Annotated in this window: 12 protein-coding genes; 7 read left to right on the top strand and 5 right to left on the bottom strand. The window is 66.3% G+C overall.

What is annotated here, in order from left to right; all coding sequences use genetic code 11:
• Window positions 1-299: 299 nt before the first annotated feature.
• Window positions 300-1226 (bottom strand): LysR family transcriptional regulator, encoded by a 927-nt coding sequence (locus tag AC1DXX_RS00945; protein WP_478132284.1) that lies wholly within the window; start codon window positions 1224-1226, stop codon window positions 300-302.
• Between the two features lie 84 nt (window positions 1227-1310).
• Between AC1DXX_RS00945 and mdlC the strand changes: the two genes are divergently transcribed.
• From mdlC to AC1DXX_RS00915, 6 genes are read left to right on the top strand one after another with little or no spacing between them, the layout of a single operon-like run.
• Entirely contained in the window at window positions 1311-2939 is a 1629-nt protein-coding gene (mdlC, locus tag AC1DXX_RS00940) for a benzoylformate decarboxylase (protein ID WP_478132283.1), read from the top strand.
• Window positions 2940-2978: 39 nt separating this feature from the next.
• Window positions 2979-4430, top strand: coding sequence for an aldehyde dehydrogenase (locus tag AC1DXX_RS00935; RefSeq protein ID WP_478132282.1), 1452 nt, complete (start codon window positions 2979-2981; stop codon window positions 4428-4430).
• A 20-nt stretch (window positions 4431-4450) separates the two neighbouring features.
• On the top strand, window positions 4451-5416 hold the full coding sequence (locus tag AC1DXX_RS00930) for a Bug family tripartite tricarboxylate transporter substrate binding protein (protein WP_478132281.1): 966 nt from the start codon (window positions 4451-4453) through the stop codon (window positions 5414-5416).
• Window positions 5417-5442: 26 nt separating this feature from the next.
• Window positions 5443-7191, top strand: a complete 1749-nt coding sequence (locus AC1DXX_RS00925) for an FAD-dependent oxidoreductase (protein WP_478132280.1) — start codon at window positions 5443-5445, stop codon at window positions 7189-7191.
• On the top strand, window positions 7188-8153 hold the full coding sequence (locus AC1DXX_RS00920) for a Bug family tripartite tricarboxylate transporter substrate binding protein (protein WP_478132279.1): 966 nt from the start codon (window positions 7188-7190) through the stop codon (window positions 8151-8153). Before AC1DXX_RS00925 ends, AC1DXX_RS00920 begins: the two co-directional genes overlap by 4 nt.
• Window positions 8154-8204: 51 nt before the next feature.
• The gene (locus AC1DXX_RS00915) at window positions 8205-8417 is read left to right on the top strand and encodes a hypothetical protein (RefSeq protein ID WP_478132278.1); all 213 of its coding nucleotides are present in this window, start codon (window positions 8205-8207) and stop codon (window positions 8415-8417) included.
• Between the two features lie 195 nt (window positions 8418-8612).
• On the opposite strand, the gene AC1DXX_RS00910 is transcribed toward AC1DXX_RS00915, so the two are convergent.
• The 4 genes from AC1DXX_RS00910 to AC1DXX_RS00895 all read right to left on the bottom strand — a co-directional run bounded on the left by AC1DXX_RS00910 (window position 8613) and on the right by AC1DXX_RS00895 (window position 11920).
• Window positions 8613-9416: a MetQ/NlpA family ABC transporter substrate-binding protein gene (locus AC1DXX_RS00910; RefSeq protein WP_478132277.1), complete on the bottom strand. Its 804-nt coding sequence runs from the start codon at window positions 9414-9416 to the stop codon at window positions 8613-8615.
• 133 nt (window positions 9417-9549) lie between these two features.
• Window positions 9550-10161 carry an alkylhydroperoxidase domain protein gene (locus AC1DXX_RS00905; protein WP_478132276.1) on the bottom strand — a complete coding sequence of 204 codons (612 nt, stop codon included), beginning with the start codon at window positions 10159-10161 and terminating at the stop codon, window positions 9550-9552.
• 17 nt (window positions 10162-10178) lie between these two features.
• Window positions 10179-10823 (bottom strand): CMD domain protein, encoded by a 645-nt coding sequence (locus AC1DXX_RS00900; RefSeq protein WP_478132275.1) that lies wholly within the window; start codon window positions 10821-10823, stop codon window positions 10179-10181.
• Between the two features lie 14 nt (window positions 10824-10837).
• On the bottom strand, window positions 10838-11920 hold the full coding sequence (locus tag AC1DXX_RS00895; RefSeq protein ID WP_478132274.1) for a putative FMN-dependent luciferase-like monooxygenase: 1083 nt from the start codon (window positions 11918-11920) through the stop codon (window positions 10838-10840).
• A 216-nt stretch (window positions 11921-12136) separates the two neighbouring features.
• On the opposite strand from AC1DXX_RS00895, the gene AC1DXX_RS00890 reads away from it, so the two are divergent.
• The gene (locus AC1DXX_RS00890; RefSeq protein ID WP_478132273.1) at window positions 12137-13744 is read left to right on the top strand and encodes an ABC transporter substrate-binding protein; all 1608 of its coding nucleotides are present in this window, start codon (window positions 12137-12139) and stop codon (window positions 13742-13744) included.
• Window positions 13745-13751: the final 7 nt, after the last annotated feature.

Here is a 13751-nt window from a genome sequence, read left to right as displayed (position 1 = left end):
CTGCATTCGCGATCATGAGTCGAGGTGTAGTACGCGTGGCGCCGACATAGAACAGTCGCACCTGCCCCATCGCCGCCATCTTTCGATGGCGGTCTCATAGCCCGCCAAAGGCTGGTGTACCTTGTCAGCGCGACCACCGGAAGCTCCAGTTCCTTGCTGGAGATCAACAGCCGGCGATCCTCTGCGCCGTGCTCATGGCCTACGACGCTACAAAGTTCGGCGTCGATCCGCCGAAGACTTGGGCCGATCTACTGGACACAGGCAAGTTGAGCGGTGGTCCGCTCGAAATGGGTTCGCAGCTATGGGCAATCTGCACGGCCCTTTTCCTCGAAAAGGCCGATGAAGAGATTCCGCATCCAGTAGTGCGCCGGATCCGATTCGAACCGACGGCTCCAATGCAGCGACACCGTGAAGTTGCTGCGCGGCAGCGCGGCGGGAAGCACCGCGTAGCGCTTCGGCTCGATGAACCTGCGCGCGATCGCCTGTGGCATCACGACGGCGAAATCAGTGCGCGCAATGATCGCCGGCAGCGCCAGGAAATGCGCCGAGTTGAGCACCAGCCGTCCATCGAGTCCGAGCTGCTGCAGGATGCGGAAGGTCTCCGAGTGCGAGCGCACTGCTACATACTCCAGGCGCCGCAGATCCTGGATCGTCATTCGGACATTCGCTGCCTTCGGGCCCCTGGCCATCGGATGTCCCGCTCGCACCACCACCGCGTAGCGATCGCGCAGCAGTTCGACGCGTTCCGTTCCGCTGACCGAGGGCAGAAACCCGAGTGCGAAATGAATCGCCCCCGTTTCAAGGGCATCCGTGATCTCCCCGTGCGGCAGCGGAATCGTATGCACCCGTATGCCGGGTGCCTGGCGATGCAAGGCTTCCATCAGTTCCGGCAGCAGCCGGGCCTCCCCGATGTCGTTCATATGCAGCCGAACGGTCATTTGCGAGCGTGAGGGATCGAAGGTGTCTTCGTCCCGCAGCACCCCCTCGATGGCAGCTACCGCCGGCTGAACGACGCTTGCCAGCCGCTCCGCGCGCAACGTCGGGCGCATGCGCCCGTTGGCGCGCACGAACAGCGCGTCGCCCAAGGCGAGCCGCAACCTCGTCAGGCCTTGGCTCGCAGCCGGCTGCGACAGCCCCAGCGCATCTGCGGCGCGGCTGACGCTGCCCAGACGGTAGACCGCCTCGAACAGGCGGAGCAGGTTCATGTCCAGCTTTTCAGTATGCATATGCCTTATTTTGCTTTAGATATTTCATTGCATTGATGAATACCATGAGAACCGCAAAACTGCAGACCTCATATAGGAGCATTCATGGATCGACGCGTCGAACATCCCTCACAAGCCCCCCTCTCAGGCAGCAGCCCCCTGACCGTGCGAGACGCGGTTTTCAAGCTGCTGCGCGCATTCGGCATGACGAGCGTGTTCGGCAACCCGGGATCGACGGAGCTGCCGATGTTCATCGACTTCCCGCAAGACTTCCGCTACGTGCTCGGACTGCAGGAGTCGGTGGTCGTGGGCATGGCGGATGGTTACGCGCAGGCCACGCACAACGCGGCGTTCGTCAACCTGCACTCCGCCGCCGGCGTCGGCCATGCAATGGGCAACATCTTCACGGCCTTTCGCAACCGCACGCCGCTGGTGATCACGGCTGGGCAGCAGGCGCGATCGATCCTGCCCTTCGAGCCCTTCCTCGGCTCCACGCAGGCACCCGAGTTGCCCAGGCCCTACGTGAAGTGGAGCGTCGAGCCGGCACGGGCAGAGGACGTTCCGCTGGCGATTGCGCGGGCCTACTACATCGCGATGACGCCGCCGCGCGGCCCCGTGCTGGTCTCGATCCCGTCCGACGATTGGGACGTTCAGACCTTGCCGGTGGATGCACGAGAGGTCAGCCGCCACGTGCGCGCAGACCCCGACCTTCTCGCGCGCATTGCCACGGCCCTCGATGGCGCCCGCTCCCCGGCATTCGTGGTCGGCGCCGCAGTCGATCGCGATGAAGCCTGGAAAGAGGCCGTTCAATTGGCCGAGCGGCACAACGCCCGCGTGTACGTGGCCCCGATGTCGGGCCGGTGCAGCTTCCCTGAAGACCATCCGCTGTGGGGAGGCTTCCTGCCGCCGATGCGCGAGCGCATCGTCGAGCGGCTCGCGAGCCACGACCTGGTGTTTGCGCTGGGCGCGCCGGCGTTCACTTATCACGTACCGGGCCAAGGTCCGCACCTGCCCGAATCAACCGAGCTGGTACAGCTGACAGACGATCCGCAGGTCGCAGCCTGGGCGCCGACAGGAACTTCCGTGGTCGGCAGCATCCGCCTGGGATTGCTCGATCTGCTCGAGTGCAGCACGCCTCGGGATCGCTCGGCGCCGCGGCCTCATGCCCGGCCAGCGCGCGTCGCAGAGCCTCCGGCCGGCGAACGCTTGCCGGTTGCTTGGGTTTTGCAGACGCTGGCCGATGTACGCGCGCGCAACAGCATCTTGGTCGAGGAAGCACCCAGCGCACGGCCCGTGATGCATGCCCACTTGCCGATCTTCGAGTCAGAAACTTTCTACACCATGTGCAGCGGCGGCCTGGGCTACGGCCTTCCGGCCGCAGTGGGGGTGGCACTGGGCAAGCCAGGCGCACGGGTCATTGCACTGATCGGCGATGGCTCGGCCATGTACGCCATCCAGGCGCTGTGGAGTGCGGCGCAGCTGGCGCTGCCGGTCACGGTCGTGATCCTGAAGAACCGCCGCTACGCGGCGCTCTACGAGTTCGCCCGCATCTTCGGCTACCGGCCCGACGAGCATGTTCCGGGCACCGACCTGCCCGATCTCGATTTTGTTGCGCTGGCCGGCGCGCAAGGCATGAAGGCGCTGCGCGTCGAGACGGCCGAGCAGTTGCGCCCGGCCTTGCACCAGGCCCTTCAATCGGCTGCACCGATGCTGGTCGAGGTCGAAGTGGCCTGACAGTTTTTCGTTTTTTCAGATCTACAAGGAGACAAGACGATGGGCACGATATCGATGTTGATCAATGGGGAGAGCCGGCAGGCCGCGGACGGCGCCACCTTCGAGCGCCGCAACCCGCTCGACGGCACGGTGGCCACCACAGCGCCCGCCGCCACTCGCGCCGACGCCGTAGCTGCGGTAGAGGCTGCGGCTGCGGCGTTCCCAGCTTGGTCCCGGACCGGCCCTGGCGAACGCAGGACACTGCTGCTGAAGGCGGCGCAGGCCATCGAGGCCAAGGCACAGGCCCTGACCGAGTCGATGGCGGCGGAGACCGGCGCGGCCGCGCCGTGGGCCGGCTTCAACGTGCACCTGGCAGCCGGCATGCTGCAGGAAGCGGCCGGCATGACGACCCAGATCGGCGGGGAAGTCATCCCTTCCGACGTGCCGGGCAGCCTGGCCCTGGGCATACGCCGCCCCGCGGGCGTGGTGCTCGGCATTGCGCCGTGGAACGCGCCGGTGATCCTTGGCGTGCGTGCGATTGCCACGCCGCTGGCCTGCGGCAACACGGTGGTGTTCAAGGGCTCGGAACTCAGCCCCGCCACCCACGGACTGATCGTGGAGGCGTTCAAGGACGCAGGCTTCCCCCCGGGCGTCGTCAACTTCGTGACCAATGCGCCAGCGGACGCGGCCGGCGTGGTCGAAGCGATCATTGCCCATCCTGCCCTGCGCCGGGTGAACTTCACCGGCTCCACCCGCGTCGGCAAGCTGATCGCGCTGACCTGCGCGAAGTACCTCAAGCCGGCGGTACTGGAGCTAGGCGGCAAGGCCCCGCTGGTCGTGCTGGACGACGCCGACCTCGATGCCGCGGTCAACGGCGCAGCCTTCGGCGCCTTCGCCAACAGCGGCCAGATCTGCATGAGCACCGAGCGCATCGTCGTGGATCGCCGGATCGCGGACGCCTTCGTCGACAGGCTCGCCGCCAAGGCCACGCAACTGCCGCTGGGCGACCCGCGCAAAGGCCCCGTGGTGCTCGGTTCGGTCGTCGATGCCAGCACCGTCGAGCGCTGCAACGCGCTGATCGACGACGCGCTCGCCAAGGGCGCCAAACTCGTGTGCGGCGGCAAGGCCGAGAGCACGCTGATGCCGGCAACGCTGCTGGACCACGTAACGCCACAGATGCGCATCTATCACGAAGAGAGTTTCGGTCCCGTGAAGCCGATCGTGCGCGTCGACGGCGTGGACGAAGCGGTGCGCGTGGCCAACGACAACCCCTACGGGCTGTCCTCCGCCGTGTTCGGGCGCGACATTGCCCGGGCGTGGGATGTGGCCAACCGCATCGACTCCGGCATCTGCCATGTGAATGGCCCGACCGTGCACGACGAGGCGCAGATGCCCTTCGGCGGCGTGAAAGACTCTGGCTACGGGCGGTTCGGCGGGAAGGCCGGGATCGATGCCTTCACCGAACTGCGGTGGCTGACGGTGCAGACCACCGATCGCCACTATCCGTTCTGATGAAAAGCAGGAGACACCCCATGAAGTTCCTGCTTGCAACCGCGGCGCTTGCGCTCAGCCTGGGACCGTACGGCATTGCCCAGGCCCAGGACTGGCCGAAGCAGCCCATCAAGATCGTCGCCAACTTCGCTCCCGGAGGCGCGGCCGACCAGTTGGCCCGCGTGATCAGCGCCCCGCTGCAGGAGGCGCTCGGCCAACCGGTGCTCGTCGAGAACAAGGGTGGCGCCGGAGGCAACCTCGGCGGCGATTTCGTCGCCAAGTCGCCGCCCGATGGCTATACGTTTCTGATGAGTTCCGGCGGCATGGTTTCGATCAATCCGCACATCTACGCAAAGATGCCGTTCGATCCTGCGAAGGACCTCGTCCCGGTCGCATCCGTTGCACGCGTTCCGTTCTACCTGGTGGTTCGCGCCGACAGCCCGGTCAAGGACTTCAAGGGCCTGGTCGCCGATCTGAAGGCCAACCCCGGCAAGCGATCCTTTGGTTCGCCCGGCAACGGAAGCTCGCCGCATCTCGCGGCGGAGATGATGACCGGCCAGACTGGGACAAAAGCGGTCCACGTGCCCTACCGGGGCGCGGCGCCCGCACTGACGGACCTGTTGGGCGGACAGATCGACTTCCTCTTTGATCCGGGCATCAGCATCCAGCACGTCCAGACCGGCAAGCTGCGCATGCTGGCGGTGGCAAGCCTCAAGCGGGCGCCCCAAATGCCGGAGGTGCCGACGCTCGACGAACTCGGGCTGAAGGGCTTCGACGCCGATGCGGTGTTCGGCCTCTACGCGCCTGCCGGCACGAAGCCGGCCGTGATCCAGCGGATCAACGCGGAAGTCAACCGCGCGCTGGCCAAACAGGCGGTCAGGGCACATATCGAAACTCTAGGCAACGTGCCCGAGCCCCTGACGCCTGCAGCCTTCGGCGACAAGGGCTCGGCCGACTTCAAGCGTCTGGGCGCGGTGATCCGGGAGCGCGGCATTCGCGCCGACTGATGGTTGAAGAAGAAGAAAGACAGCCGATGATCGCAACTTCCCGGCCTGCTGCCGGCCACCCTCCCCTCATCGAAACGGATGTGCTGATCGCTGGCGGTGGGCCCTGCGGTCTGATGCTCGCCAACGAGCTCGGCCGCCGCGGCATCAAGTGCCTGCTGGTCGACGGCAAGCCCGGCACGGCCTTCAATCCGCAGGCCAACGCAACGCAGGCCCGCACGATGGAGCATTTCCGCCGGTTGGGCTTTGCGCACGAGATCCGCGCGCTGGGATTGCCCGCCGACCATCCGACGGACATCGCCTACTTCACCCGATTCGCCGGACACGAACTCGCACGCCTGAGCCTGCCCACGGCCGCCGAGGCCGCCGTCAAGATCAAGTCGATGACGGGTTCGTGGAGTGCAGCCGAATTGCCGCATCGCGTGTCGCAGAAGTTTGTCGAGGAAACCCTGCGCCGCCACGCGCAGGCCTGGCCATCGACCGAGGTGCGCTACGGCTGGCGCCTGGAGCGATTCAGCGACAACGGCGCTTCGGTGAGTGCCGCCGTGCGGCCGAGCGAAGGAGGCGCGGCGCAGGACGTGACCGCCAGGTTCCTGATCGGCGCCGATGGTGCGCGAAGCTTCGTCAGGCAACAACTTGGCATCGAGTGGGGGGGCGTCACCGGCATCCAGCGCGAGTTCATGGGCGGCAAGATGTTCGCCATCTACTTGCGCGCGCCCGGATTCCTCTCTGCGCTGCGTCATCCCAAGGCATGGATGTATGTGGCCGTCAACCATGAAAGGCGCGCCTTCATGGCCTCGGTGGACGGCAAGGCCGAGTACGCCTTCCACGCGGCGCTGCGCCCCGGCGAAGACGCCGACGGCTGGACCGAAGACGATGCGCGTCGTGTCTTTGCAGAGGCGGTGGGCCAGGAGGTGCCGATGGAGATCCTGTCGATGGGCACCTGGCTTGCCGGGCATGCGCTGGTCGCGCGGCGCTTCCAGCAGGGCCGCGTCTTCATCGCGGGCGATGCCGCCCACCTGTTCACACCGACAGGTGGCCTCGGCTACAACACGGCGGTCGAGGATGCCGTCAACCTGGGCTGGAAGCTGGCCAGCGTGATTCGCGGGCAGGCGCCGCCGGCGCTGCTTGACAGCTACGAGGCCGAGCGCAGGCCGCTCGCCGAACGCAACACAGGTTATGCGCGCAAGTTCGCCGACTCGGTGGGGCTCTTCGCGGCAAAGCCCGAACTGGACGAAGCCTCGGCACGAGGAGACGCCGAGCGCGAGCTCGCGGGCCAACAGCTGAACGCGCATGTCCGGCTGGAGTTCAACATCCCCGGGGTGACCTTTGGGGGCCGGTACGACGGCTCGCCGATCATCGTCGGCGATGGCGCTGTGCTGCCGCCCGATGAACCGAACGCCTACACGCCCACGGCCAGCCCTGGCGGTCGTCCGCCGCACGCATGGTTGGACAACGGGCAGTCGCTGTTCGACCTCTTCCACACCGAATGGACCCTGCTGGCGCTGGGACCTGATGTGCCTGACACCGAGGCCTTCGAGGCCGCGGCCCGCGTCATGGACGTCGACCTGCGCGTCGTGCGACTGCCGCAGCCATCGCTGCGTGCGCTCTACGAGGCGCCGCTGGTGCTGATCAGACCTGATCAGATCGTCGCGTGGCGCGGCGCGGCTGCGGACGATGCGGTGAGTGTGCTGTCCCGCGTCACGGCCAGACAACCGCCATCAGCCGCCCATCCCGCTTTGACAACTTCAAGCGCTCCATCCGAGGACCCTGCATGAAACTCAATCTTGTCCCGCTTCTTCGAATCCCTGCGCTCGCCACGGCCCTGGCGATCGCGCCCTCGGCCTTCGCGCAAGCCTGGCCCACCAAGCCGGTCCGCATGGTGGCGGCGTTTCCGCCGGGCACGCCGGGCGACGTGATCGCCAGGTTGATCCAGCCGGCGCTGCAGACAGCGTGGGGGCAACCCGTCATCGTCGAGAACAAGCCTGGCACCGGGGGCAACATCGCCGCCGGCGAAGTGGCTCAGGCCAGGGATGAGCACACCTTGCTCGTCGGGCCCGACACGATCCTCACCATCAACCCGCATCTGTACAAGAGGCTGAGCTTCAATCTGCGGACGTCGCTCAAACCCGTCACCTACTTCGCGAGCTTCAACCAGACGCTGGTGTGCAACCCGGCAACCGGGATCACGTCGCTCTACAAATTCATCCAGTTGCCGTCGACGCGGCTGTATGCCTCCGGCGGCGCGGGGACACCGAGCCATATGACGATGGAGATGCTGCTGGCCACAACAGGGACCAAGCTCACCCATGTTCCCTACAAAGGGCCGGGACCCGCCGCACTGGACGTGATGGGTGGTCACGTCGATTGCGGTTTCATCGTCTCTTCCGTCGTCCAGCCCCATATCCAGGCCGGACGCTTGCGAGCGATCTCCGTCTCCGGCACGGCACGCTCAGGGCTGCTGCCTGACATTCCCACCGTCGCCGAAAGCGGACATCCCGGCTTCGATGCAACCTTCTTCGAAACGCTGATGGCGCCATCGAGCCTGCCGGCTACCACCGTCGAGAAGATCCAGCGCGACGTGCGAACCGCGCTCCAGACGCCGGCCAACAAAGCCCGGCTGGCGGAGCTGGACCTGCGCGTGGAGGGCAACAGCCCGCAGGAAGCCCAACAGCGCAGCCAGGAGGACTTCGCCAAGTGGGGCGCGGTCGCGCAGCGCACCCAGCTGCAGCTTGACTGAGAAGGTCGAGCGGTTACACCATCATGCTGACCACCGTGGCATCGCACGGATGTGTCGACGCTGCGAAAGCCGCTCCGGCAAGACGACGATTTGGTTCAGTTGCAAATCACCCTCGAGGCAGATGGGGAGAACATTAACAATCAGTTCGTCGACCTCTACAGCGAAGGCTACTATCGATCCACCTTCGTTCGCCTCGGCTCACTTCGCCTGATTGAAGCGCCGCTTCTGCGCTCAGACGAGCTGAAGGAAGCTGAACCCACCTAACCACCATATCCGTTTAGAGACATCGTCAGCGGAACAATCAAGGAAAGAACAGGGTTGATCAATCAGGTCAGCACGCCGCCCTTGCGCGGCTGGGCCGTGGCAGTCAGCACTGCAAAGGCGAAAACGGCGACCACGGCCGATGCCATGCGGTACGGGAATGAGCGCGCGTAAGTCAAAGGCGTCGTGCCATTTCGCTCAGAAAGCCGGAATCACCGCCCCCTTGTACTTGTCCTGAATGAACTTGCGCACCTCTGCCGTATGGAGTGCCGCCACCAGTTTGGCGACAGCCGGCGAACCCGCGTTGTCCTTGCGCGATGCGATGAAGTTGGCATAGGGCGACTTCTGGCCGCTCTCGATGAAGAGCGCGTCCTTGCTCGGGTCGAGCTTGGCCTCGAGCGCGTAGTTGGTGTTGATCAGCGCCAGGTCCACGTCCGGCAATGCGCGCGGCAGCTGTGCCGATTCGAGCTCGCGGATCACCAGCTTCTTCGGGTTGGCGACGATGTCGCGCGCGGTCGACTTGATGTTGCTCGGGTCCTTGAGCTTGATCAGCCCTTCGCGCGCCAGCAGCGCCAGCGCGCGGCCCGAGTTCGATGGGTCGCTCGGAATCGCGACGACAGCGCCTTCGCGCAGCTCCGAGGCCTTGCGGATCTTCTGCGAGTAGGCGCCGAAGGGCTCGATGTGCACGTCGCTGCCTGGCACTTCCACGATGTCGGTCTTGCGGTCCTTGTTGAAGGACTCGAGGTACGGGCGGTTCTGGAAGAAGTTCGCGTCCAATTGCTTGTCGCTCACCGCGAGATTCGGCTGAACGTAGTCGTTGAACACCTTGACCTGCAGGTCGACGCCCTGCGCCTTCAACTGTGGTCGGATGAACTCGAGGATCTCGGCGTGCGGCACCGGCGAAGCGGCCACGCGCAGCACCTCTTGCGCGTGCGCAGCGGTGCCAAGGCCGGCGATGGCCAGCGCCATCACGGAAAACGCGCGTCGGAATGAAAGCAACATGATTTTGGGGTTCCCTCTGGATGGATTTCGTTGCCCCGCTTTCTTCAGGACGAGAAAGCGTGGCATCTCAGGTTAGCCACGCCGCCTCCGAACCCAAACAACGAATGGGCGCTTCCATATTCGGTTTTCGTGCCTATGCGGCGGCTTGCGCCTGCGGCTCGCCCAGCGACAGCATCAACCGGTTGGCCCAGTTGAAGAAGGCCGCGCCGTGAATGACGTCGGCAATCGACAGGTCGTCCAGTCCCTGCGCGCGCAGTTGTTCGATGTGCGCCGGCCCGAACGCCGAAGGCGTGGCCGACAGCGCGACCGAAGCCGCCACGATCGCATTCCAGCGCTCGCCCAGGTCGGCCTTCACACCCCCGTCCAGCAGGCGTTGCACATCGTCCGTGCGCTGCGAGAAATGCGAGGCGAAGCGCGCATGCACCGAGGCGCAGTAGATGCAGCCGTTGTAGCGCGATGCCGCCGCGGCCGAGAGCTCGCGCTCGGCGCGCGGCAGGCCGGCTTCAGGGTTGTAGAAGATGTCCTTGTCGGTGCGGGTGCGCGCGCCCAGGATGTCCGGGTCGCGCGCCAGCAGGCGGAAGTACGGCGACTTGGCGCGGGACGCGTCCACCAGCCCGGCGAAATGCCGCTCGGTCAGCTCGGCCTCGGGCAGCGGCTCCAGCCAGGGCAGCCATTCGAGCTGCGCCTGCGTGAAGACGGTCGGGTGCGTGTTGTGGGGATGGGTCAGCGTGGATTCAGTGGTCATGGTGTGCCTCGGATCGATCAATCGACAAGAGTGACGGGACGTTGCGCCAGCGCCTGCAGGCCGGTGACGACACGGATCTGGAAGGCGAGGAAAGCCACGAGTTGCGACAGGGTCACGATCTCTGTGCTTGACCATCCGGCATCGAGCAGCGCCTGCAGCGAACCCGGGCTCGCATCGCGCGGGTGAAAGACCAGCAGGTGCGCATGCGCGAGGCCGGCCGAAAGCCGCTCGCCGAGCACTGGGCGCTGTGCGGCGCCCACCGCATACGAAAGGCCTGGGGCATCTTCAGCGCTGAGCGGCCCTGCGGGATAACGCCCGTAAGGCCCTTGCGCGGCGCCCCGCTGCGTTTCGATGGCGATGGCCTCCGCCACCCCGGTGCGGGCGCCCTGCCCGGCCAGCGCATCGGCATAGAAACGCGCCACGTCGGCCTGCCCATGCAGTCCGGCGACGAAAGCCGCGACGGCGATCCGGTCCGCAGTCTCGAAATTTCCGTACACGGGCGGGGTCGGTGCGAACAGCGAGAGGTAACTCTGCTGCGCGTTCGTGCGCGCCTGCTCGCGCTGCGCGCGGATCCGGTCGAGGTGGCTGCCTGGCGCGATGCCGACGAGCCGGTCGATGACGTCGGGCACAGCCGATGCGGAAGAAGAAACAGTGGCGCTCATGTGTGGAATCCAGCCTAGAGAAGTGCAAGGGATTGAAGGTCCGACACGCCCTCGCCGCGCGCCCAGCCCAGTGCCGGCGCGACCACGGTAGCGGTCAGTTCGATGGAGCGCAGGATCGCCTCGTGCGGCGGGTCGACGGAGTGCACCTGGCACACCAGGTCGGTCACGTGCGCCAGCGTGCTGTCGGCGCGCAGCGAAGCAATCACGTCATTGGGCGAGCCGACGTGCACGTCGTACGCGGCGATCAGCTGTTCGAGCGATGCATCCGGGCCCGCGCGGTCGGCAAGCCCCGCCTGCCCGGAGGCGGCGAAGCGGGCCGCCGAGCGGCGCAGCCCGATGTCGGCGAGGCGTAGCGCCTCCTTGCGCGTCTCCGCCACGAAGACGCTGCGCGAGCCCACGATGCGCGGCGCGCGGCCGGGCGGCAGCGCGGCCAGGTAGGCATCGACGATCGGGTTCTGGATATCGGCGAGCGACGCGTCGGGCGCGTGCTCCGGGCGCGGTTGCGTGCGCGAGAGCATCAGCCCGTCACCGGCCTCCCCCGCGCGCGTGCCGCCACTCACCGAGAACGTGGCCTGCCAGATGCGGTCCAGCAGCTGCGGGCCCGCGGGGTACAGCCTGTCGCCACCCGCCAGCGGCTTGCCGGCCCAGGCTGCGCGCACCGCGGCGAGCTGCCGCGCGAAAATGGCCGAGCGGTCGTTGCCGTCCAGCCCGAAGGCCGCAAACGATTCGGGCGTGCCGCCCGTTCCCACGCCCACCTCGAGCCGGCCACCCGAGAGCAGGTCCAGCACGGCCGCGTCCTCGGCCACGCGCACCGCGTTTTCCAGCGGCAGCGTGACGATGCCCGTGCCCAGGCGGATGCGCCTGGTGCGCGAGGCCACGTAGGCCAGGAAGACGAATGGCGACGGCAGCCCGCCCTCGTGTTCGTGAAAGTGGTGCTGCGCCACCCAGGCCGAATCGAAGCCGAAGGCCTCGGCATGGGCGATCTGCGCGGCGACGAGGCGCAAGCGCTCTGCAGCGGAGGTGTCGTCGAGCAGGCGGCTGAAAAAGCCGAGGCGAAGGGGGCGCGAGAAGCGCGGGGAATGGGAAATGCCGGGCATCCGGAGCAGACAAAGTTGTCGAGAAGCCTTCGAGTCTTGCCCGCGACGCGGCCCAAGGGAAATCTGGTTTTCGCGCTTGCTCATGCGGTTTTCGCGCATCGCCGGCGGATGGCATGGGTCGCATTTCCAAGATCGAAAAAATGCTAAGCGCCGGACCGGATTTCCAAGACCATCGTCTGCCCTTTTGCGCCACTTGCGGACACGGTGACCCACTCCATGCTTTCTTCCCTGCTCGAGAAATTCAAGTTCAGCCAACGGCTGCTCCATCTGGCGCTGGCCGCCCTGCCGTTCACGGCCGTCGCGCAAGGCAAAGCGCCCACGCCGGTCGATGGCGGCACGCTGACCTATGCGGTGTCGCAGGAGCCCACCTCGCTGGTGTCGTTCCTGGACACCAAGACCGACAACCGCAACATCAGCGCCAAGGTCACCGAAGGCCTGCTGCGCTACGACGCGAAGTTCAAACCGCAGCCCCTGCTCGCCACCTCGTGGCAGGTCAGCGCCGACGGGCTGAAGTACACCTTCAAGCTGCGCCCCGGCGTGAAATTCCACGACGGCCGCGACTTCAGCGCCGAGGACGTGCGCTACTCGGTGCTGGTCCAGAAGAAGCAAGGCCCGCGCGGCCGCATCACGCTGGCCAACGTGGAACGCGTGGACACACCCGACCCGCTCACCGCCGTGATCGTTCTGGCCAAGCCCGCGCCCTTCCTCATCAAGGCGCTGTCGTCGGCCGAGCTGCCGATCGTGCCGGCCCACCGCTACGGCGACGGCGATCCGCTGAGCAATCCGAACATCTCGGCCCCGGTGGGCACCGGCCCCTTCGTCTTCGAGCAATGGGTGCGTGGCAGCCACCTGGTGCTGCGCAAGAACCCCGGCTACTGGCGCCAGGGCATTCCGCACATCGACCGCGTGATCGTGAAGTTCGTGCGCGACCCGGCCGCGATCTCCACCGCCATCGAGACCGGTGAGGTGGACGTCGCGCAAGGCGTGAGCCTGGCCGACCTCGAACGGCTGTCCGCGAACCCGAAGCTCAAGGTGGACGACGGCTACGACGGCTTCCTCAACAACGCCTCGTTCCTTGAATTCAACGTCGAGAACCCGGTGCTCGCGAACCCCAAGGTGCGCCACGCCATTGCGCAGGCCATCGACCGCAACTTCATCCGCAACACCATCTACTACAAGCGCGTGGAGCTGGTGAATTCGCCGATCCCGCGCGTGCTCGCGGACTACTACGACGACAGCACCTTCCGCGACACCTTCGACGTGGCCGCGGCCAACAAGCTGCTCGACGAAGCGGGCCAGCCGAAGCAGGCCAACGGCCAGCGCTTTGCGCTGCGGCTGAGCTACATCCCCGGCGCGGAGTTCAAGCGCACGGCCGACTACCTGCGCTCGGCGCTCGCGCGGGTGAGCATCAAGGTCGAGATCGTCGATGGCGACCTGCCCACCTTCCTCAAGCGGGTCTACACCACGCGCGACTTCGACATCAACATCAATGGCCTCGGCCGCCTCTTCGACCCCACGGTGGGCGTGCAGCGCATCTACTGGGGCGACGGCGTGCGCAACCCGCTGATCTGGGTCAACGCCGCACACTACGACAACCCGCAGGTGGACGAGCTGTTCCGCCAAGCCGCCGTCGAGGTCGACGCGGGCAAGCGCGCCGCGCAGTTCAGGCAGATCCAGCAGATCGTGGGCCGCGAACTGCCGGTGTTGCCCATCGTCGCCGTGCCATCGATCGTGGTGCACAGCACGCGCCTGCACAACTTTCACAACAGCATCGACCTGATGTCCGGCGACCTGGCGGATGCATGGATCGAACCGAAGAAGTGACCGCCGG

The organism is Variovorax sp. P4_B10 (genome assembly GCF_056402375.1).
Note: the sequence above shows the minus strand (reverse complement) of the source record. Positions and strands in the feature narration are given on the sequence as shown.

Bases quoted from the DNA above. Each gene is read 5' to 3' on its own strand.
- AC1DXX_RS00930 (WP_478132281.1), top strand. From the start codon at position 4,451: ATGAAGTTCCTGCTTGCAACCGCGGCGCTTGCGCTCAGCCTGGGACCG.
- AC1DXX_RS00890 (WP_478132273.1), top strand. From the start codon at position 12,137: ATGCTTTCTTCCCTGCTCGAGAAATTCAAGTTCAGCCAACGGCTGCTC.
- AC1DXX_RS00910 (WP_478132277.1), bottom strand. From the start codon at position 9,416: ATGTTGCTTTCATTCCGACGCGCGTTTTCCGTGATGGCGCTGGCCATC.
- AC1DXX_RS00920 (WP_478132279.1), top strand. From the start codon at position 7,188: ATGAAACTCAATCTTGTCCCGCTTCTTCGAATCCCTGCGCTCGCCACG.
- AC1DXX_RS00895 (WP_478132274.1), bottom strand. From the start codon at position 11,920: ATGCCCGGCATTTCCCATTCCCCGCGCTTCTCGCGCCCCCTTCGCCTC.
- AC1DXX_RS00925 (WP_478132280.1), top strand. From the start codon at position 5,443: ATGATCGCAACTTCCCGGCCTGCTGCCGGCCACCCTCCCCTCATCGAA.
- AC1DXX_RS00935 (WP_478132282.1), top strand. From the start codon at position 2,979: ATGGGCACGATATCGATGTTGATCAATGGGGAGAGCCGGCAGGCCGCG.
- AC1DXX_RS00905 (WP_478132276.1), bottom strand. From the start codon at position 10,161: ATGACCACTGAATCCACGCTGACCCATCCCCACAACACGCACCCGACC.
- AC1DXX_RS00945 (WP_478132284.1), bottom strand. From the start codon at position 1,226: ATGCATACTGAAAAGCTGGACATGAACCTGCTCCGCCTGTTCGAGGCG.
- AC1DXX_RS00900 (WP_478132275.1), bottom strand. From the start codon at position 10,823: ATGAGCGCCACTGTTTCTTCTTCCGCATCGGCTGTGCCCGACGTCATC.
- mdlC (WP_478132283.1), top strand. From the start codon at position 1,311: ATGGATCGACGCGTCGAACATCCCTCACAAGCCCCCCTCTCAGGCAGC.